This window comes from Bacteroides fluxus YIT 12057 (genome assembly GCF_000195635.1).
GTDB lineage: Bacteria > Bacteroidota > Bacteroidia > Bacteroidales > Bacteroidaceae > Bacteroides > Bacteroides fluxus.
The window spans coordinates 34,265-55,088 of record NZ_GL882614.1 but is presented as its reverse complement, the minus strand read 5'-3'; the positions used below and the strand labels follow the sequence as shown (position 1 = coordinate 55,088).

The 20,824-nt window shown below is 47.4% G+C and carries 10 protein-coding genes; 2 read left to right on the top strand and 8 right to left on the bottom strand.

What is annotated here, in order from left to right; all coding sequences use genetic code 11:
- Positions 1-64: 64 nt before the first annotated feature.
- The 8 genes from HMPREF9446_RS03295 to HMPREF9446_RS03260 all read right to left on the bottom strand — a co-directional run bounded on the left by HMPREF9446_RS03295 (position 65) and on the right by HMPREF9446_RS03260 (position 16,118).
- Positions 65-2,992 (bottom strand): golvesin C-terminal-like domain-containing protein, encoded by a 2,928-nt coding sequence (locus HMPREF9446_RS03295; RefSeq protein WP_009123992.1) that lies wholly within the window; start codon positions 2,990-2,992, stop codon positions 65-67.
- 96 nt (positions 2,993-3,088) lie between these two features.
- On the bottom strand, positions 3,089-5,080 hold the full coding sequence (locus tag HMPREF9446_RS03290; protein WP_009123991.1) for a glucosamine-6-phosphate deaminase: 1,992 nt from the start codon (positions 5,078-5,080) through the stop codon (positions 3,089-3,091).
- 99 nt (positions 5,081-5,179) lie between these two features.
- Positions 5,180-6,346: an N-acetylglucosamine-6-phosphate deacetylase gene (gene nagA / locus HMPREF9446_RS03285; protein ID WP_009123990.1), complete on the bottom strand. Its 1,167-nt coding sequence runs from the start codon at positions 6,344-6,346 to the stop codon at positions 5,180-5,182.
- 176 nt (positions 6,347-6,522) lie between these two features.
- A complete protein-coding gene (pbpC, locus tag HMPREF9446_RS03280; protein WP_009123988.1) occupies positions 6,523-8,850 on the bottom strand; it encodes a penicillin-binding protein 1C in 2,328 nt (775 codons plus the stop codon).
- A gap of 30 nt (positions 8,851-8,880) precedes the next feature.
- Positions 8,881-14,502 carry an alpha-2-macroglobulin family protein gene (locus HMPREF9446_RS03275; protein ID WP_039968382.1) on the bottom strand — a complete coding sequence of 1,874 codons (5,622 nt, stop codon included), beginning with the start codon at positions 14,500-14,502 and terminating at the stop codon, positions 8,881-8,883.
- Entirely contained in the window at positions 14,483-15,304 is an 822-nt protein-coding gene (locus HMPREF9446_RS03270; RefSeq protein WP_009123986.1) for an amidohydrolase, read from the bottom strand. The genes HMPREF9446_RS03275 and HMPREF9446_RS03270 overlap by 20 nt, the downstream gene beginning before the upstream one ends.
- Positions 15,301-15,846, bottom strand: a complete 546-nt coding sequence (locus tag HMPREF9446_RS03265; protein ID WP_009123985.1) for a 1-acyl-sn-glycerol-3-phosphate acyltransferase — start codon at positions 15,844-15,846, stop codon at positions 15,301-15,303. Before HMPREF9446_RS03265 ends, HMPREF9446_RS03270 begins: the two co-directional genes overlap by 4 nt.
- Positions 15,847-15,848: 2 nt before the next feature.
- A complete protein-coding gene (locus tag HMPREF9446_RS03260; protein WP_009123984.1) occupies positions 15,849-16,118 on the bottom strand; it encodes a hypothetical protein in 270 nt (89 codons plus the stop codon).
- 305 nt (positions 16,119-16,423) lie between these two features.
- On the opposite strand from HMPREF9446_RS03260, the gene HMPREF9446_RS03255 reads away from it, so the two are divergent.
- Together HMPREF9446_RS03255 and HMPREF9446_RS03250 are read left to right on the top strand one after the other, a co-directional pair.
- Positions 16,424-17,701 carry an efflux RND transporter periplasmic adaptor subunit gene (locus tag HMPREF9446_RS03255; protein ID WP_009123983.1) on the top strand — a complete coding sequence of 426 codons (1,278 nt, stop codon included), beginning with the start codon at positions 16,424-16,426 and terminating at the stop codon, positions 17,699-17,701.
- Positions 17,702-17,708: 7 nt separating this feature from the next.
- Positions 17,709-20,819, top strand: a complete 3,111-nt coding sequence (locus HMPREF9446_RS03250; protein WP_009123982.1) for an efflux RND transporter permease subunit — start codon at positions 17,709-17,711, stop codon at positions 20,817-20,819.
- Positions 20,820-20,824 lie beyond the last annotated feature (5 nt).

Sequence of the window (20,824 nt, the reverse complement as noted above, 5' to 3'; positions counted from 1 at the left end):
TTTAGTGATTAATGTTTAATGGTTCATATTCTCTGTTGGAACAAAGATAAGATTTATTTTATGATTACTTCTTTCTTTCACCCAGAAATTGAAGGATTGACGCCATTATGGCATTTCTGTCCGCTTCTTCTTCTATACTTTCAAAGGGGAAACCCATCACGAAAGTACGGTAATCTTTACCTTGGTAAGCAGTGGCGGCAGATACATTTCCGGTGCTGTAGGTCATTACGGGGAATGCCGGGGGTACTGGCAATATGCAGTCGGGGGCAGTAACGGGATAAGCCTGTTCGTTGGGCAGGCGGGGGATGCTGAAAGTGCGTCCCAGGCCTTGAACACGGATATCGTTTCCGGTGGTCTGCAAAGAATTGCCATAACCGTATTTCAACAGGTTCCGGGTAAATTCACGGTCGCCTTGTGATGTGGACATGTCACTGCCTACGTAAGCGCCGCTGACGAGGAGATTTCCACCCGACAGGCAATATGCCGTAAGGACACGTTGCATGGGGGACGAGAAAGTCTTGTAATAAATATTACGGGAAGGGTTGCTGGAGTTGTCTGTCTTTTCCAGTCCGAGGATATAGTCCATGATCGGATAATCTTCCGGAGATATGGTTCCGCTTTCCAACGCTTCGTCACTGCATGATACGAAGCTGTATTTTCCGGTTGCCTGTATGGCTTTGCCGTGTATGAAAGGATAGTCGAAAGTATTCCCCGCAATTTTCATACCTTCATATTCATTGCCGCTGTCCCCTAATTGTCTGCCTGCCGCTTTCCGGTTGAAATTTTGTTGGGAACCGCAGAGTGAGATGTCATATAGGTAAGGTACACCGGGGTCTTGCGCAAGGTCGAAACCGGCTGCCTGGGGAGTGTCTATGACAGCCGGACCGCTGATACGGTCAAAACCGTTGACAATCAGTACGCGTCCTTGTTCATGCTTGGCTTTATATGCGGCAAGGATTTCTGAAGGGAAGCTTTCTCCTCCCCGGTTTATGGCGGTCACTTTGAAAGAATAGACAATGCCCGGCTCTATCTTTACGGTATGGGAGGGGGAACTGACACGGACGCCATTGTCAAAACCACCGTGCCCGATACGTGTATAGACGATGTATTCACGCGGTTTGGCCGTTGGTTCCAGCGGGTCGTCTTCACCTTCCCAGGAAAGCTCCAGGGTATTCTTCTTGCCGAAACGCAGGGCAAAATGGCTGACAGGAAGAGGTTGTACGGTGTAGTCTTTGCCATGCTGGTTGCAGATATACCGCAGGATGGCTTTATAGAGTGCACGGCCTACGGTGAACTTGAAGTTGGGGTCATGTCCCAGGCGCATGTCTGCAAAGTTCTGGTGGGAGAGCAGCTCGACAATGGTAGATGGAACGGCAGGCAGGCGCGTTTCACTGTAATTGCGGTCCCACATACTGCGGCGTGTCCAGTCTATGTTGAATGTGGCGCGGATATCCTGTTGCAGTTGCGTGAGCAGGATGTCGGACAAGTCCCGCGATGCATAGCGGTCTGTCCCGGCATTGAGCCGCCCGTCATTGAAATCTGTGGTATATATGCCGAGGCTGCCTATGATGGCGTCTTCCTTGCTGAAACCGGCATCGCTGTGCAGCGCCATGCTCATTTCAAAAGGAACTCCCAAACCGTCTTCCGCAGGATTGAATACAGACTTTCCGGCGAGGTAGTTCACTGTCCGGGAGCGCACGTTGATATCATCATTCATATCGTTCTTCCCCTCATAGCCTCCATAAACCGAGTAAGGCATGCCTGCCCATTGTGCGGAGTAGCGGGCGCCTTCCAGATAGCGGGGGAGTCCGCTTGTCTTTCCACCGCGCGCAATATTACCCATACCTCCGCCGAAACGGACGGCATCGGCGCATACAACGCCTTTTTCTTTGCTTTCATTGCTCAGAATGACCATTGAATAATCATTTTTGCCTTTGTCGAATGTGAAAGTGCCAAGATATACCCATGTGCCGCCTCCGATCCGTTGGTTTACCTTGAATTCCGTAACGCCTCCTGCATGGAATACAAGATATTTGGCATCGCTTACACTGTTGGGTAAGGTCTGATAGGAAACATATACGGCATATTCTCCTGTTTCAGGGATATCGGGTACCCATTCGGCAAAGGCTTTGTCTTTCTTCTTCTCGGTCTTGGCAAAACGTGCCGTACCTGTGAGGAAAGGGTTCTCGCCGTCTTGATAGACCCGTTTCCGTTGGGCAAATCCCGGCAATCCGGTTTGTTCCCAACGTGCCTTCCGGCTTTTGACATCCAGATAGAGAGAGCCTTTTCCGCCTTTTCCGCTCAATGTCCCGTCATTATCTACAATCACTTCCTGTTTCTGTGTATCCCGTTCGCGCGGGGTGAATACATTGGCACCTGCATTTTCCAGCATGGGTATCAGGTAAGGAAGTAGGAAAGACTGTGTGAATTGGTCTTCACTGGTGCAGAACAGGCGGGGGCGTTGCCAGCCCCACTTATCATGATTATTGATATAATATTGTCCATGGCTTTGCCATAGGGCGATGTGCCGGCCTTCCAGTCCTCGGGTGATTTCATAAGGACGGGAAACGCATGTAACCCAAGGTGCACCTTTGTTTTCCAGATTGTCGAACAGGCGGTCTTTGTCTTTTTTCCCTCTGCGATAGAGGTTGGGGATGAGTTCGTCAATGCTGCGTCCGCCGGCAAACAGGGTAATGCCGAAATAGTTCACAGGCCCCGGAAGAATCTGTCCCAAGTGTCTGTAAATGGCATCTACGTTTTCTTGCCGGAAAGGTTGGTAGGCAAACCGTTCATTGACATAGACGGACAGTTTCTTTTTCCGGAAATCTATATGGAAGCTGTCCAGCTTGCAGGTTCCTATATCTACGGTGTTGGTTGTATATTCATTGAAGAAGTTCTCTAAGCGTTCTTCTACGTTTTGTTCCACTTCTTGTGCGGTAAGGGTGGCGGTTCCTATAAGCAGGGACAGCAATGCTGAATATAGCTTCTTCATAATTAAGGACTGTTGAAACTGGTTGCAAATGTATAAAAAAAGAGTGAGAAGTATCTTCCTTCCCACTCTTCTTTCCGTTATTTAGTAAATCTTATCTTATAGAGGAATATACTCTACAAAAGCTTCCATAGCTTCGTAAGAAGCAAGTCCGAGGCTGTCGTACAATGCTGCCGTGCCGCGGTTGCGGTCCTCACTGCGTTGCCAGAACAGGCGCTCGTCATTGCCCAGGAACGGTGCACTTTCCATCTGTGACTGATGCTTCAGGATAGAGTTACGTTTTGCACGTAGTTCTTCGGGGCTGATAGGTACGGCCATTTCAATGTTCTCGATTTCCCACTCTGCCCACGCACCACGGTACATCCAGATACGGCAGTCTTTCAGCCATTTGGCACCTTCTTCTTTTTCCAGGTCGATGGCGGCAAATACGGCATCCGTACAAACACGGTGTGTGCCATGCGGGTCAGCCAAGTCACCGGCAACAAAAATCTGATGGGGCTTCACTTCACGCAACAGGTTGCGTACGATTTCCACGTCGGCTTCGCTGATCGGATTCTTTTGGATTTTACCGGTCTCATAGAACGGCAGATCCAGGAAATGGCAGTGATCCAACGGGATGTTATTGTAGGTGCAGGCGGTGCGGGCTTCCCCACGACGGATCAGACCCTTGATGGTCAGGATATCACGTGTATCCATATCACCGTCCTTCTTGTCCTTCAGGAACTTGCGGATTTCGGTATATTTATCATTGATTACCTGGTCCTCGCTGTTGTTGAAGATTTGGTTGAACCCGTTGATGAAGTGCAGGAAGCGGATAACTTCTTCATCGCCTACGGCAATGTTACCGGAAGTTTCGTATGCCACATGCACGTCATGTTTCTGTTCTACCAAGCGGCGGATGGTACCCCCCATGGAGATTACATCGTCATCCGGGTGCGGGGAGAACACAACGACACGCTTCGGATACGGTTTGGCACGTTCGGGACGATAGGTATCATCCGCATTCGGTTTGCCGCCCGGCCATCCGGTAATGGTGTGCTGCAAGTCGTTGAATATCTTGATATTTACGTTATAGGCAGAGCCGAACAGGGCCAGCAATTCGCTCAAGCCATTTTCGTTGTAGTCTTTATTGGTCAGCTTCAAGATCGGTTTCCCGGTCAGCTGGCATAACCAGACGATGGCGCTGCGTATCAGTTTATCGTTCCATTCGCAGGAAGTCACCAGCCAGGGACGTTGGATACGCGTCAGGTTGGCGGCTGCGGACAGGTCGATGGCGACGTGCGCATTGTTGTGGGTTTGCAGATAAGATGCAGGGATGGTATCTGTTACCGGTCCTTCCACGCATTCTTTCACCTTGCTTGCTTTTTCCTCGCCCCATGCCAGCAGATATATTTTCTTGGCAGAGAGGATTGTGGCTACTCCCATGGTGATTGAACTGATGGGAGTGCTTTCAATGCTGCCGAACATTTTGGAAGCTTCATTGCGGGAGTCGTTGTCCAGTAATATCAGACGGGTAGTGGAGTTCAAACGTGACCCCGGTTCGTTGAAACCGATATTACCCACACGGCCAATACCCAGCAAGGCGATATCCAGACCACCGAAACTTTCAATGCGCTGTTCGTACAGACGGCAGTATTCAAAGATGGCATCTTTGGCAATGGTGCTGTCCGGAGTGAAAACGTTTTGTTTGTCGATATCTACGTGGTCTATCAACATTTCCTTCAATGCGTTGAAATTGCTGTTGATGGCGTTGGGAGCTAACGGATAGTATTCGTAGAGATTGAATATGACTACATTACGGAAGCTTAGCCCTTCCTCTTGATGCATACGTACCAGATTTGTATATACGTTGCGCGGAGAGTTGCCGCCTGCCAATGCCAATACACAGAAGCGTCCGGCTTTTTGCTTGTCGCGGATCAGCTGTGCGATGTCAAGGGCAATCTGGTTGGCACCTTCTTCAGCAGACTCATAGATGTCGGTCGGAATCTTTTCCAGACGGGTCAATACCGACCTTTCAAACGCATTCTCAGGTCGATAATACCTGGGGGAGACTCTGTTGAGAGTGATTTGAGAGCTTAGATTGGTTTTCATAAATTTTTGATATTAATAAAATGATTAAAGCATTTTGCTGTTCTTATATTTAACAAATATACGAAAAACAATGTTCATTCACGTACTGTTGAAGATAAATTATGATAAAGTATCAGTTTCCGGTACAAGTTTGCCCATGGCCCATACTGCGCGTATGTTCAGATCCTCGTCCATTACGATAATGTCGGCGTCCTTTCCTTTCTGTAAAGAGCCTTTGCGGTCATATACACCCATAATCTTTGCCGGGGTCTCCGAAGCCATGCGTACGGCATCAGCCAAAGGAATTTCAGCTTTTTGTACCACGGTACGTATCAGGCGGTCCATCGTGGCAACGCTGCCGGCAAGGGCAGAGTGGTCGGCAAGTTTGCAAACGCCGTCTTCAATGATGACACGCGGGTCGAAAGCTTCCTGGCTGTCGCTTGCGGCGCATGCCAGTGCGTCTGTGATGAGGCAGGTACGTTCTACACCTTTTATTTTATAGACTAGCCGCAGGATGGTAGGCGGTACGTGAATGCCGTCGGCAACAACTTCCACGGTCATGTCATTCAGCAAATAGATGCTTTCTACCGTGCCTTCGTATTTATATTCCCGGCGTTTGTGGAAACCGGGCATGGCATTATAGAAATGAGTGGCATGGGTATATCCGGCTTCATAGGCAGTACGGATATCCTCGAATTCGGCCTGGGTATGGGCTACGGATGCCAATATGCCTTTGGCTGTAATGTATTTGCCGAATTGCATGGCTCCCGGCAGTTCGGGAGCGGCATCCCAACGCTTGATGCAAGACCAATTTTCTACAATGGGGATATATTCGTTCGGGTCGGGGTTCTTGATGTTTTCGGGAAGCTGCCCGCCGGCCATCGCCATATTCAGGTAATGTCCCTCAAGGTGCAGGCCGAGTATCGGGCTGTCCTTTTCCGCCATCATCTTCGTGCAGGTTTCGGCTGCTTGCGTAATCATGGGTACCGTGGAAGATGAAAGGGTTGGGAAGATACTGGTGGTTCCGTACTTCATGTGAGTCCTGACGGCCGCACGGAATGCGTCTTCCGTACATTCCATAAAATCGCGTCCGCCTCCGCCGTGTGCATGGATTTCCACACCTCCGGGCAGTACATACATGCCTTTTACATCTACTAACTGTGCGCCGATTACGGCCAAGTCACAATTGGTTACTTCCAGAATCTTACCGTCTCTGATAAGTACAGAGCCGTCTTTAAGCCATCCTTGCGGGGTAAGGATACGTGCGTTGATAAGTTGAGTCAACATAGGATTTAGGGGTTAGAATTATTAAATGAATCATGTCGTTGCATGACATCGTTTCAAGGGACAAAAATAGAGACTTTTTAGCGAACATGCACTCCTTCCTTTTAGGTATTTTCATTAAATACTCTAAAAAAATGAATTTGATGCATCTCAGAAACGAATTCGCATGGATATTTGTATCATTCTACAAAAAAGGTGGTAGATATTGAATTTCCTTCACTATCTACTGCTGTAAGGGAATGTTTGCCGGGGGAGGGCTGTAAGGAAATCTTGTGAAAATCTTGTGTCTGGTTCAAGTAGCTTTCATCCAGATGCCAGAAAATGATGGTATTCGGATTACTATGCGCCAGTTCTACAGTCATGAATCCCTTGTTTCCATCCATTTGTCTGGGCAGGGTGATGCGGGCATTCATGGGTGGATAAATGAATTGCATGGGATGCATGGTGTCTTCTCCGCAACCGGGCTTGAATGGGGGAAGTGGCTGATATTCCGGGTGATGCTGTTTGTAGTACCACTCCCATACAGGAGGAAGGGTGAACCAGGATTGCCGGATAGCGGGTTCTGTATCGGCACAATTTTCATAGATGCGGTGGGTGCCGTCTGCGGACAATGTAACAGGGTGGTGATAAGGACAAGCTTCGGTCTTTAGTCCTGCGGGAAGGATGAGCACGGTATCGGTTTCTTCACAGAAACGGCCTTTTAAATGTCCGGAGAGGTGGCATACTTCTGCTTCGACGAATATATCGGACGGACGTTCAAACCAGTTGGGAGATGAGGGGAGCAGGTTGAAAAGGTCGAATAGTACCGGACCGGCTGTGCGTGCACCGACAAGACCGGGCTTTCCTTCTCCCGTAGCATTTCCCACCCATACTCCTACGGCATAACGGGGAGTTACACCGACTGCCCAGGCATCACGAAATCCGTAGCTTGTTCCGGTTTTCCAGGCAACGGGATGCATGGAGGGAATGGATTTCCAGTCTATTTCCTCCGGACGGTTGACTTCAATCAATGCGTTGAAGGTTTGCCATACGGCACCGGGTTGGAATACGGATGACGTCCGGTTCTTGTCATCACGTCCGGTTGGCAACAGGAATGTGCATGGGGTCTGCGGGAGTTTCAGCAGGCTGCGTCCCATATGGGCATAAGCACTTGTTACATCCCATAGGGTAGCTTCCGCACCACCCAGAATCAGAGAGAGCCCGTAATGTGAAGCCGGTTTGTCCAGAGTCTTCAATCCTGCCTGGCGGAGGAAGCTATGGAACTTGGGGACTCCGTATTTTTGTAGCATGGTTACAGATGGAATATTCAGTGAACGTGCCAGCGCTTCGGATGCAGGGACGGCACCTTCAAATTGCTGACTGAAGTTCTGAGGCGCGAATCCATTGATATTGATGGGAATATCCGGTAATAGCATATCGGGAAGCAGGCTGCCTTCCTGCAGCATGGCGTAGTAGAGAAAGGGCTTCAGAATGCTTCCGGTACTTCTGGGAGCTTGGATGACATCCACTTGGTTGCCGGCTTGTTTTTGATTGAAATGAACATTGCCGCAATAGGCTACCGCTTGATTGGTGCGGATATCAATGACTAAAATAGCCAGATTCCGTATGTCGCTCCGGAGGAACTCGTTGCTCCAGCGTTCTGCCAGATTTTCTACCTGTATTTGAAGTCCCTTGTCAATGGAAGACAGGGAGTATTTTCCTTTTTGTTCTTGATAAAAACGGGTGACCAAGTGCGGAGCTGTTTGTGGTAACGGATGGGGCTCTGACGGTAACGGCTCACTGACCGCAAGTTCATAGGTTGACCGGTCGATGATTTCTTGGTCATATAGTTGTTTCAACAGTCGGTTTCGCTTGGTAAGCAGGGCTTCCCGGCTTTTGGAAAGGTGTATCATGGAAGGAGCATTGGGAAGAACTGCCAGCATGGCGGATTCTGCCCATGACAATTCCTCAGCTGAATGTCCGAAATACCGCCATGCCGCTGCATCAAGTCCGACTACGTTACCTCCGAAAGGGGCGTGGGAGACATACATGGACAGGATTTCTTCTTTGGATGCACGGAACTCGAGACGGGTAGCCAGAATCATTTCAATGATTTTCTCTCCGAATGTCCTGGACTCGTTTCTTGCCAGGCGGATAGTCTGCATGGTAAGGGTGCTTCCGCCGCTTACAATGCGTTTGTTCTTTATATTCTGATAAATGGCTCTGCCGATAGATAGCGGATTGACTCCCCAGTGATGATAAAAGTGCCTGTCCTCGAAAGCAACCAGGCATTGTCTGATTTTCGGGGGAGTTGTATTGCGGGGAGGAAAACGCCATTGCCCGTCAGGAGCGATACGTGCGCCGAGCAGCTCACCGTTACGGTCTGCCACAACGGTAGAGTAAGATACATGAAAGAGTTGCCTGGGAAGGCAAAAGATATATATTGTCACCAGAAAGGTAACTGAAACGAGAGTTACTTTTCTGGTGACGGATAGTTTCTTGAAATAGTTTCCGATTCTATTTGCCATACTGGTCCGGTATGATATCTGTCTTTCCTTCTATGGAACTGGAAGGGTGACAGTTGTTTTTCCTGCCTTTGTCCGTGCTTGTGCGGTAGCATCATACATGGCTTCGCACTGGATGGCGGGTAATACGAAGTCTCCGGCATAAGTGGCCTGTAGTCTTACAGTGAACCTCTTCGACTCACTGCGCTTTAGATCGAAATAAGTCAGTACACGGTCATCGCGGATGTCCCGATAGGTATAGTTGCGGGGAGCTGTACTTCCCGGGGCAGCCATTCGCTCATTGTAAATTTCCCAACCCGACGGGATGATATGAGTCAATGCCAGGTTGTTGTAATCGGAAGTACCGCTGATGTTTCCTATGGTGACCACTGCCATGAAGTCTGTTCCCTGTCTGATATTTGCAACGGATATGGGAGATCCTCCCATGTCTGTATATCTTACATCCATACGGAGGTTGTTGCTTATTGCAGGCAATGTATCGTTCAGCAGTTGTATACGTGTAATGAGGGTTGCATTCAAGGTTCCTTTGCCGTGGTTCTTTAAGGTGATACTGCCTTTGCCTGAAGTGGGGGGCAATTCTTTTTCAAATACAGCTTTGGCCGATTTTACGGCAGGCTGCTGTTTGCCGTTCCATTCCCATGTAAAGTCCAGAGTTCCGGAAAGCTTTTCTGCCAATCGTCCCATTGCCATCAAGGCAAAAGCTGTGGATTGGGTGCTGAACCAGTCTTCGCGGGAAAGATTCTGAGATATCTTTTTCGCTTGTTGCAGGGCGGCTTGCTGGCGGTTCATCAAAAGCAGGGTTTCCAGGATCATTGCCTCGTCACGGTCGGATGAGCCATAGACAAAGTTCTGTGACGGATAGGGAACTACCGTAGTACGGATATTGAATATCAGTTCTTCGGCAGGCTTCATCTTTCCTGTCAGGGCGTATGCGGCGGCAAGTCTCCATTTGGCTTGTATGGACAAATCCGGTTGCTCTTTCATCCGGTTCATGGCTCCATATTCGGGAACGCCCGCCAATGCCAGGGTATAAAGCCGGAACGCTTGTTGCAGGCCGGATTGCTCTTGTAGCCAATTGTTTTCCTGTTGGGGCATCCGCCAGTTTTGGGCTGCGGTGCGTTGGAAACGTTTCCATTTGTTCAACGTGTTCTGATTGACGGCATAGCCTTTTTCCTGTGCAAGAACGAGGAACATGCCGGCGTATGAAGTAATCCACTCGTCGGCAGTAGCGTTTCCCGGCCAATAGACGAAACCGCCATTAGGAAGCTGGCGTCCGTAAAGCTGGCGGATGCCTTCCTGTACATTGGCTTTTATTTTTTCGGATTCTTTGGAATCTACTGCTTTGAACTGTCCTATAAATAATAGAGGCAATGCTTTGGAAGCCAACTGCTCTGTACAATTATGCTGGTAGTTGTAGAGGAAGTCAAACCTGCGGCTGATATCCACTGAAGGAATACGTGACGCTTCCAGCATGATTTTACTGTCGGTAGGAGCAGCACCTTGCAGGTTGTAGGGCAGAACGGCCTCTTGTCCGCCCTCTATCCACCGGCTGTTGCGGAGAGTTACGGCGGGATTCGGATTACGCACCTCTATCTCAATTGTTTCTTTGTATTGTTGTCCTTCACTGTCGGCAGTGATGTGAATGCTTGCCTTTCCGGTCTGGTTTCCAGTCTTTATCCGGAAGAATACAAGCTGGTCACCCGGTTGTTTGAAAGTGACGGACTGCCGTGCGTCACCGGTTACCTGTACACCGCTTCCGGAACCCCGGATGGCTACCTTTACATTCCTGACTTCTTTTTCCATGGCGAAGACATTGACAGGTACGGTGATTTCTTCCTGTGTACTGAGTATGCGGGGTAAGGAGGAGAGCAACATCAGCGGTGTGCGGACAAATGATGCCTTTTCGGCTTTACCGTATGCACCGTCTTGTCCTGCCACTACCATTGTACGTACGGATCCTACGTACATGGGTAGCTTGAGGGTATGTGTCTGCTGTTTACCCTTGCCTATATAGAAAGGCCCGATAAACTTTACTATCGGTTTGAAACGGTTGGCTTTGGCATCGGCAGGCTTCAGCATTTCATCGCCACCTGTACTGAACAGAGAAGCATAACGTCCGGCAGAAGCCCCCAATACATCATCATACATATCCCAGGTACGGATGCCTAATGCTTCACGGGCATAAAACTCGTTCCAAGGGTCGGGAGTCTTGAAATTGGTCAAGTCTAGCAGGCCGTCATCAACGATGGCAAGTGTGTAGGTCATGGGCTTGCCGTTCTTTTCGCTGACAGTAACGTTGAAATTGGTTTCCGGGTGCAAGACTTCCGGCATCCGGATTTGCGGTTGCAGAATGGTTTGTTTGTTGGTTACCGGTACAGGAACCACTCCATACATACGTATAGGCAAGTCATTGACGGTCTGCGCATGCGGTTGCAGCAGACTGATATGCAGGTAAACGTTCGGAGCCATTTCAGGAGTCACTTCAAATGAATATCTGGTGTCTCCTTGATTGCTTACTTCCATCCATTCACGTTTCACTACGGTAGAACCGTTTTCCAAAGTCACCAGTGCGCGTCCTCCGGCAGCTGCCGGAACAATAGCTGTGGCTGTTTCCCCAATTTCATAAGAGTCCTTGTCTAAAGAGAAAGCAAGCATCTTGATGCCGCTGGGATCTGTCTTGTTTGAGCGTCCCCGCCATTCCGGCCAGTCTATATAGACAGTGCCGCCGGTGGCATGGCCGCTTTCCTTGTCTTTTACATATACCAGGTATCGTCCCCAATCGGGATAATTGATTCTGAACTTGAAGCTGGTTCTTCCACCGGAGGTTTGCAGATTACCGCTGGCTACCGGAGTGATGGAACTGCTGTTGATGTAGGTTCCGAATGACTCGTTCCGTTTTTCCCACCACCAGCTCCAGTCTATACGATAGATTTTGTATTCCAGATTGGAGCGGTCAGTCAACTGTCCTTTGTCATTTACGGTCACAATGTCAAACCGGTGGTCCTTGTCTGTTTCGATGTATCTTTCTTTCGGTTGGTTCAGGTTGATACCTACGTAAGAAGAAAAAGGAGAGAAAGGAACGGTTTGTGAATGAATGCTGGCATCTCCTCCCGGTTCAAACACGCGGGTGCTGAACGTGGCGTTGAGCATTCCCGGAGCATTGACGGCATTCGGGAGTTTCCACGCAAAGTTCGTTTTGCCTTCTGTATCAAGACAGCCGTCAAATATGTCGCTTTTTATGGTAGTGAATTCAGTAGCCGGATTGTTGAAGATATATTGGCTGTAATTCTTGAATTGGGTATTTACCTTCGATAAGGACATTTCCACTTTCGCTTTAAGGCGTGACGCCGTGGCTCCCGTCAGCCATGCGGAAGAGAGGTCTATGGGGACTTCCTTGGCGGAACCCCGGACAATGTCTTGCGGTAATGTCAGATTGATTTTTAAGCGGTTTGGCTTTACGGTTTCAATACGCAGGCTTTTATGGAAAGAGGTTCCGCCGACTTTGACGTAGGCATTCCAAAGCCCTGTCGGGGCATCTGCTTGGGTAGGGACATCGAACGTATAGAAACCGTTTGTTCCCTGTGCCGATATCATTTTTGAATAGAATTGTCCTTTGGGGGTGTAGATTTCCAATGTTACGGGGTGCTTGTCCGGAATTCTCTTTTCCTGGTCTTCAAGGATGAAGGAGATATGGAGGGTATCTCCCGGTCTCCATACCCCTCTTTCACCATAAATAAAGCCCTTCAGTCCCTTCCGGATTTCTTTTCCGCCTACATCGAAACGGCTGACGGACTGTTCCTCGCCATCCGCTACACGTACGTAGGCTTTTTGTTTTTCAGATTCGGCAACCACAATGAACGGAACGCCTTTGGAGGTGATTTCGGCAAATCCGTCACCGTCGGTCATTCCTGTACCTATAGACTGCAACTGGAAGTTATAGACTGTTATTTGAGCATTGTCTATGGGGTGGGTATCCAATATGTCACTTACTGCAATCCATAACTTGTTTAAGGAATTGCGTTTGACAATCATACCTATATTCGAGGCAAACACGTTGCAGGAGGCTGCCCGGTCAGAATCCATATAATAGGATGGATGGCAGGGATTGTTGCGCTCTTTCCAGTCATATTGGCTCCAGTCCATCTCAATTCCGCCATTATAATAAAAATAGCTTTGAGGGATATCCCAATCGGATTCTTCGTCTCCGGAAGGAATGTTGCCGCTGACTTTGGTAAGTCCGTCTGTTGCGGCATTATCGGAAAATTTCATGTTCCGGTTACCTGTCCCGTTACAGGGATAGGCTGAATATTCCTGGCGAAAGGAAAGTACGACCCGATAAATGGCTCCCGGCTCTTGGCGAATCAGTCCGGCAAGGTCTATTGAATAATCTCCCCAGCGATGTACGTCCTTGGAATTGTCTTTGGCCAGCCAGAGTGTCTTTTTATAGACTAATCTTCCCGAACGTCTTAATTCATTGGCAGATGAGAGGGTATTGGTTTGCATGAATGTGAGTACATTGCTTTCGAAGATGCGGATGACACTCAAATCTACTGCATAGAGATTGACGGCACGGAAAGGAATGACGAGGCTTTGTGAATTGGGCAGGATTGCCGATGAAGCAGACATTGCCACTTCCGGTTTCAGATTGATTTCGCTGAACGAGATAGAGTGTGAGGTGCCGAGCGCTTTTCCGCTGCTGTCTTTTAATCCTTCATGGATGTTCAAGGTCAATTTGTTCAGTTGATCGGCTTCAAAATAGATATATACTCTGTTGTCTTTGATCTGGAGTGTGGAAGAAGAAACTTCCGGCACTTCTATAAGCCCTGTTAAGTCCTGCGTAATAGAAAGTGGGGAGGAGAAAGCTATTTCTATTCCATTTTCCGGTTCTTCAATACGTTCTGCAGAAAGAAAACGGAAACTGTTTCGGGCAGGAACCAGGACATTGACATTTTGTTTCCAGTCTATCCCGATGGAGGACCCGTCTGCGGTTATTGCCAGTTGATAATCTTCATCTTTACGGGGGATATTATTTATTTGGACTATATAGCGGGCGGAATTGTCTGTTGGAATGATACTGAAAGGGAGTTTTTCCCCTTTTTCGTTGTCGACAGACAGAATCTTTTCCACTTCTTCTTTTTTTACGGCATCGCTAAAGCGTAGTTCTCCTTTAATATCCACCTTGTTGGGTTGGGTATCTGTCAGGGAGAGTGCTTCTGTTTGAAGGGCAAAGCTTCGTTCCTGTACCCTGAATGAAAATTTGAATTCTTTTAGATGCTTGTTTACTTCGGCGAAATCTCCTAAACGGAAAGTTCCTTCATAAAGTTCTCCAGGTTTCAGTGCACCCTCTTCAGGGATGAATTCAATTGTATTGTTGCTGATCCAATAGGCTTTCCCTTTCAAGGATGGTGAAAAACTGAAAGGGTTTTCTTTTAACTCATTGTTTAAGTCCACCATAGGTTGGTCATGGGTAAGCTCAATGCGTATGCCGGAATTCTGCGAGATGACTCCTCCTGTATAGGCATTGACATAGGGGGCATATTCCGCGGAAGGAATAATGTCTTTCCGGCTGTTTGTGCATGAAGATAGGGCAATGACAGCCAATAAAAGGAAGAATAGCTTGAAGGCTATGCTACGTTTAGTTTTCATTCGTCCCATAACAAAAGATTTTAAATGAATCCGCATCTTTCCATGCGGGAAATTTTTTTCTGAATTCCTGTAATGAAGAAAGATCAAGCCGGGCTGTGGCAATGCCTTCTTCATTGTCGGGTACACAGGCAAGAAGTTCTCCTTTAGGAGAGTAGATAACACTACCTCCGCTATGCGGAAACAGGTGGTTATCGGTGCCTATACGGTTAACACCGCAGACATAGCTTATGTTTTCCAGGGCGCGTGCTTGCAACAGGATATCCCATACTTTGCGCCGGGACATGGGCCAGTTGGCTACATAGACCAAAAGATCATATTCATTGTTTGCATTACGGCTCCAGACAGGAAAACGGAGGTCGTAACAGACGAGTAAAAGGATATTCCATCCTTTGTAAGAAATGATGAAACGACGGCTGCCGGCAGTGAAATGTTCGGTTTCGTTTCCCATACGGAACAAATGCCGTTTGTCGTAGAAATGCGCGTCTCCTTCAGGAGTAAGGAAAAAAGCCCGGTTATAGTAGTGAGGGAGGTGCGAAGTGACTGTGTTCTCATCACAGGCAATGTAGCTTCCGGCTATTGCCACTTGGTATTCCGCCGCCCATTTCCGTAAGGTGGTAACGGTATAGCCGGACACCGGTTCGGCCAGATGCCCGGTATTCATGCTGAAGCCGGTAGAGAAGGTCTCGGGTAAAACAACAATCTCCGTCTCACCGCGAAGCGTTTCTAACTTTTCGCGGAGGTGACGGAGATTGTCTTGTTTGTTTTCCCAAGCAATATCCGTTTGCAGGATACTGACGCGGAGGTGGTTCATATTGCGAAATTCTCGGGATTCTTTCCTTTGAAACTTTTGAAATAAAGTTTTATTTCATGCATATCCTTCTCTAAGTCTCCGGTAGGCATAATAGCCTTGGTGGAGGTTATGGTTTTAGAAGGATAGTCAATTCCGATAAGCATGATGGGTACTTGGGCTTTCAATGCAATGTAATAGAAACCTTTCTTCCAGTTTGGATTGGCTTTACGGGTTCCTTCCGGAGTGATGGCCAGATGAAAATGTTTGCTTCCGGCAAACTTCGCAGCCATCTGATCAACTAAGGATGTTTTACGTCCTCTATTTACAGGAATACCACCGACGGCTTTGAATATCAGTCCCAAGGGAAAGAAGAACCATTCTTTTTTCATCATGAAACTGGTTTTACGTCCGATGGCTCCATAAAACAGCTTGCCTATAAATAAATCCCAATTGGAAGTATGAGGAGCTGCACAGATTATGCATTTATCATAATTGGGCACTGTCACATTGGTCTTCCAGCCTAACAGGCGATAATAGATAAAACCATAAAGAGTTTTCTTCATCCTTATTTTAATTTGCCCATTGCGTCAATAATCTCATCAACTTTAGCGTTGAAGTCCGAATGGAATTTCTTGTAGAAGTTTTTTACGTTCCCCGGTTCGGTATGGCTGATACGGCTAATAAATTCATCCTGCATCTTCAGGATTTCACCCATGAGTACATCAGCTTTTTGTTTATCGGTTCCGGGTACATACAAACTGTTTACAAGACATTCTGTGAAAAGTTCGCCTGCGATATAATTGACATTTTTCTTTAGTGTTCTTCTACTTGCCATAATCTTTACGTTTTAAGTGAATAATCAGAGTTATTTTCGGTAAAGATAATGCTTTTATTCGTTATTGTAGAGGAAAATTGGGATTTTATGTGTTTTTAATGAGTGGTGAATTGTGGAAATCTTCTACATTTGTGGACTTGTTCTACAGTGACGTTATGGTGTAGATAACTACTATGCCGAACAGATTGCCGTTCTGCTTGTTGATAATTAGTTAGTTATCTTGTCTATCGGACTTGTTGCCCATAGTTTGGCACCGGATTTGTCTTTGGGAATAAAAAAACAGGGTTAAATTTAAACAAACAAGCATGAAACTATTTTTATCAAAAAGAGAGTTGAAGTTAAAAAGAAAAAGGGTAATAATGATGGTTGCCTGCATGGCAGTATTACTGGCAGGTTATATCATTTTTACTTGGCCTAAAAAAGTTCAGCCGGAGGCACCTACTGTCATTGTAGCCCCTGCCGAGAAAGGAGATGTAGAAATATATGGCGAATACGTGGGGCGTATTCGTGCGCAACAGTTTGTGGAAGTGCGTGCACGCGTGGAGGGCTATCTGGAGAGTATGCTTTTTGCGGAAGGAACGTATGTTACTAAAAATCAGGTACTGTTTGTCATTAATCGTGATCAGTATAGTGCGAAGGCGGATAAAGCCCGTGCACAGTTGAAAAAAGATGAGGCACAAGCGTTGAAGGCGAAACGTGATTTGGAACGTATTCGCCCGTTATATGCACAGAATGCCGCCAGCCAGTTGGACTTGGATAATGCACAGGCTGCATACGAAACGGCAGAAGCTTCGGTTGCTATGAGCCAGGCCGATTTGGACCAGGCGGAGCTGGAATTGGGCTATACACTGGTCCGCTCTCCGTTGTCAGGGCATATCAGTGAAAGAAATGTGGATTTGGGAACGTTGGTCGGTCCCGGTGGAAAGTCTTTGCTGGCCACTGTGGTAAAGAGTGATACGGTCTTGGTGGATTTCAGTATGACTGCGCTGGATTATTTGAAAAGTAAAGAGCGTAATATTGAAATAGGACGTCAGGATTCTTCGCGTTCATGGCAGCCTAACATTACGATTACGCTTGCCGACAATACGGTTTATCCTTATAAAGGTTATGTAGATTTTGCAGAACCGCAAGTTGATCCCCAGACCGGTACTTTCTCCGTACGTGCGGAGATGCCCAATCCCAACAGAGTCTTGTTGCCGGGACAATTTACGAAAGTGAAATTATTGTTGGATGTCCGTGAAGGTGCGGTTGCTGTTCCTCAAAAAGCGGTTACCATTGAAAAAGGCGGTGCATATATCTTTGTGATGCGTCGTGATTCTACTGTTGAAAAGCGTTTCATTGAACTGGGACCTGAATTCGGCAATAATTGGGTCATAGAGCGTGGGCTGATAGCCGGGGAACAAGTGGTGACTGAAGGCTTCCATAAGTTGACTCCGGGAATGAAAGTACGTCCTCAGGCACCTGCTCCGAAAAAAGAGGATGATGAACGGCAGAGCGATTCCCTGAATAAGAAATCCGCTTCCAAGAGCAGTGAGCCGGCTGCTTCTGAGAACAAGGCAAAGGATAACAAACCCGTAAAGTAACAGTACAATGAAAGTATCTTTCTTTATAGATCGTCCGGTATTCTCCATTGTGATATCGGTTCTGATTGTTTTGGTCGGTATCATTGGTTTGACAATGCTCCCGGTAGACCAATACCCGCAAATAACACCGCCTGTCGTGAAAATCAGCGCTTCTTATCCGGGGGCAAGTGCACTGACGGTTTCGCAGGCCGTGGCAACTCCTATTGAACAGGAAATCAACGGTACTCCAGGCATGTTGTACATGGAGTCCAATAGTTCTAATTCTGGTGGTTTCTCGGCTACGGTTACGTTTGATGTATCCGCTGATCCGGATTTGGCTGCTGTGGAAATACAGAATCGCGTGAAGTTGGCAGAGAACCGTTTGCCTGCCGAAGTCATTCAAAATGGTATTTCGGTGGAAAAGCAGGCACCCAGTCAGTTGATGACTATATGTTTGACTTCCAGCGATCCGAAGTTCGATGAAATTTATCTGAGTAACTTTGCTACTATCAATGTACTTGACTTGTTACGTCGTATTCCGGGAGTAGGACGTGTTTCCAACATCGGTAGCCGTTACTATGCTATGCAGATATGGGCAGAGCCTGATAAATTGGCAAATTTCGGTCTGACCGTACAGGATTTGCAGAATGCCTTGAAAGACCAGAACCGCGAGTCTGCTGCGGGTGTGCTGGGACAACAGCCTGTAACGGGGTTGGATATCACTATCCCTATTACGACTCAAGGACGTTTGAGTTCAGTGAGCCAGTTTGAGGATATTGTGGTGCGTGCCAATGCCAATGGGTCTATCATTCGTTTGCGTGATGTGGCGCGTGTTTCTCTTGAGGCTTCTTCTTATAGTACGGAAAGTGGTATCAACGGTGAAAATGCAGCGGTGCTCGGCATTTATATGCTTCCCGGTGCCAACGCTATGGAAGTGGCTGATAATGTGAAAAATGCCATGGAAGAGATCAGTGCCAATTTTCCTGAAGGAATGAGCTATGAAATTCCTTTTGATATGACTACTTATATCTCGGAATCTATTCATGAGGTATATAAGACTCTGTTTGAGGCCTTGATACTTGTGGTACTGGTTGTATTTCTTTCTTTGCAAAGCTGGCGTGCTACGGTGATTCCGATTGTTGCCGTTCCCATCTCTTTGATAGGGACTTTTGGATTCATGCTTATATTTGGTTTTTCGCTGAATATATTGACGTTGCTGGGACTGATTCTGGCCATTGGTATTGTGGTGGATGATGCCATTGTGGTGGTAGAGAATGTGGAACATTTGATGGAAACTGAAAAATTGTCGGCATATGAGGCCACAAAGAAGGCAATGAGTGGTTTGACCGGTGCATTGATAGCTACTTCATTGGTACTTTGCGCTGTATTCGTTCCTGTTAGCTTTCTGAGTGGAATTACCGGACAGCTTTACCGTCAGTTTACCATTACAATTGCGGTTTCCGTACTGCTTTCTACGGTGGTAGCTTTGACATTAAGCCCTGTGATGTGTTCTCTGATATTAAGACCGGACAGTGGGAAGAAGAAGAATATTGTTTTTCGGAAAATCAACCAATGGCTAAATTTGGGAAATCATAAATATATCGGAGTTATCAGCCGTGCCATCAAGCATCCGAAACGTCTGATGAGTGCTTTTGGTATGGTATTGATTGCCATTTTCATTATTCACCGCCTGGTACCTACCAGCTTCTTGCCGACAGAAGACCAGGGCTATTTCAAGGTGGAACTGGAGTTGCCGGAAGGTGCAACTTTGGAGCGTACCCGCATCGTGACGGATCGTGCTGTGAAATATTTGGAGCAGAATCCATACGTGGCCTATATACAGAATGTAACAGGTAGCAGTCCGCGTGTGGGCAGCAATCAGGCCCGTAGTGAACTGACGGTGATTTTAAAGCCATGGGAGGACCGTAAGGGCATCTCTGTCGATAAAATCATGGAGAATGTGGAAAAAGACCTGCAGGAATATCCTGAATGTAAAGTTTATCTGTCTACTCCTCCGGTTATTCCCGGATTGGGTACCTCGGGTGGATTTGAAATGCAGCTTGAGGCTCGTGGGGATGCCACTTTGGACAATCTGGTACAGGCGGCAGACACATTGATGTATTATGCGCAGAAAAGTAAGGTGTTAACCGGAATTTCATCTTCTCTGCAATCGGAAATCCCGCAACTTTATTTTGATGTGGACCGTGACAAGGTAAAAATGCTGGGTGTACCTTTGGCTGATGTGTTCTCTACCATGAAGGCTTATACGGGTTCGGTATATGTGAATGACTTTAATATGTTCAACCGTATATATAAGGTGTATATCCAGGCCGAGGCTCCTTACCGCGAGCATAAAGAAAACATCAACCTGTTCTTTGTAAAGGCATCTAACGGGGCGATGGTTCCGTTGACATCTTTGGGCAACGCTTCTTACACCACGGGACCGGGTAGTATCAAACGTTTTAATATGTTTACTACTGCCGTTATACGAGGCTCAGCTGCGCAAGGCTATAGTTCCGGTCAGGCAATGGAAGTTATGGAGCAGATAGCCCGTGATCACCTTCCTGATAACATCGGCCTGGAATGGAGCGGACTTTCTTATCAGGAAAAGCAAGCAGGCGGGCAAACAGGCTTGGTGTTGACATTGGTATTTCTCTTTGTGTTCTTGTTCCTGGCTGCGCAATATGAAAGTTGGACTGTGCCGATTGCCGTATTGCTCTCTTTGCCGGTAGCTGCTTTGGGAGCATACTTGGGGGTTGCTGTCTGTGGTCTGGAAAATGACATCTATTTTCAGATTGGTCTGGTAATGCTGGTAGGACTTGCGGCAAAGAATGCCATCCTTATCGTGGAATTTGCCAAAGTGCAGGTGGATAAGGGAGGGGATTTGGTACAATCGGCTATTCATGCGGCCCAGTTGCGTTTCCGTCCTATCTTGATGACTTCCCTGGCATTTGTCTTGGGCATGTTGCCTATGGTACTGGCAAGTGGTCCGGGTTCTGCAAGCCGTCAGGCTATCGGTACGGGAGTATTTTTCGGAATGATATTTGCCATTGTATTTGGTATTGTACTTGTGCCTTTCTTCTTCGTGCTGGTTTATAAAACGAAAGCAAAAGTGCAGCATAAAATCAAGAAAGACTGATTGAC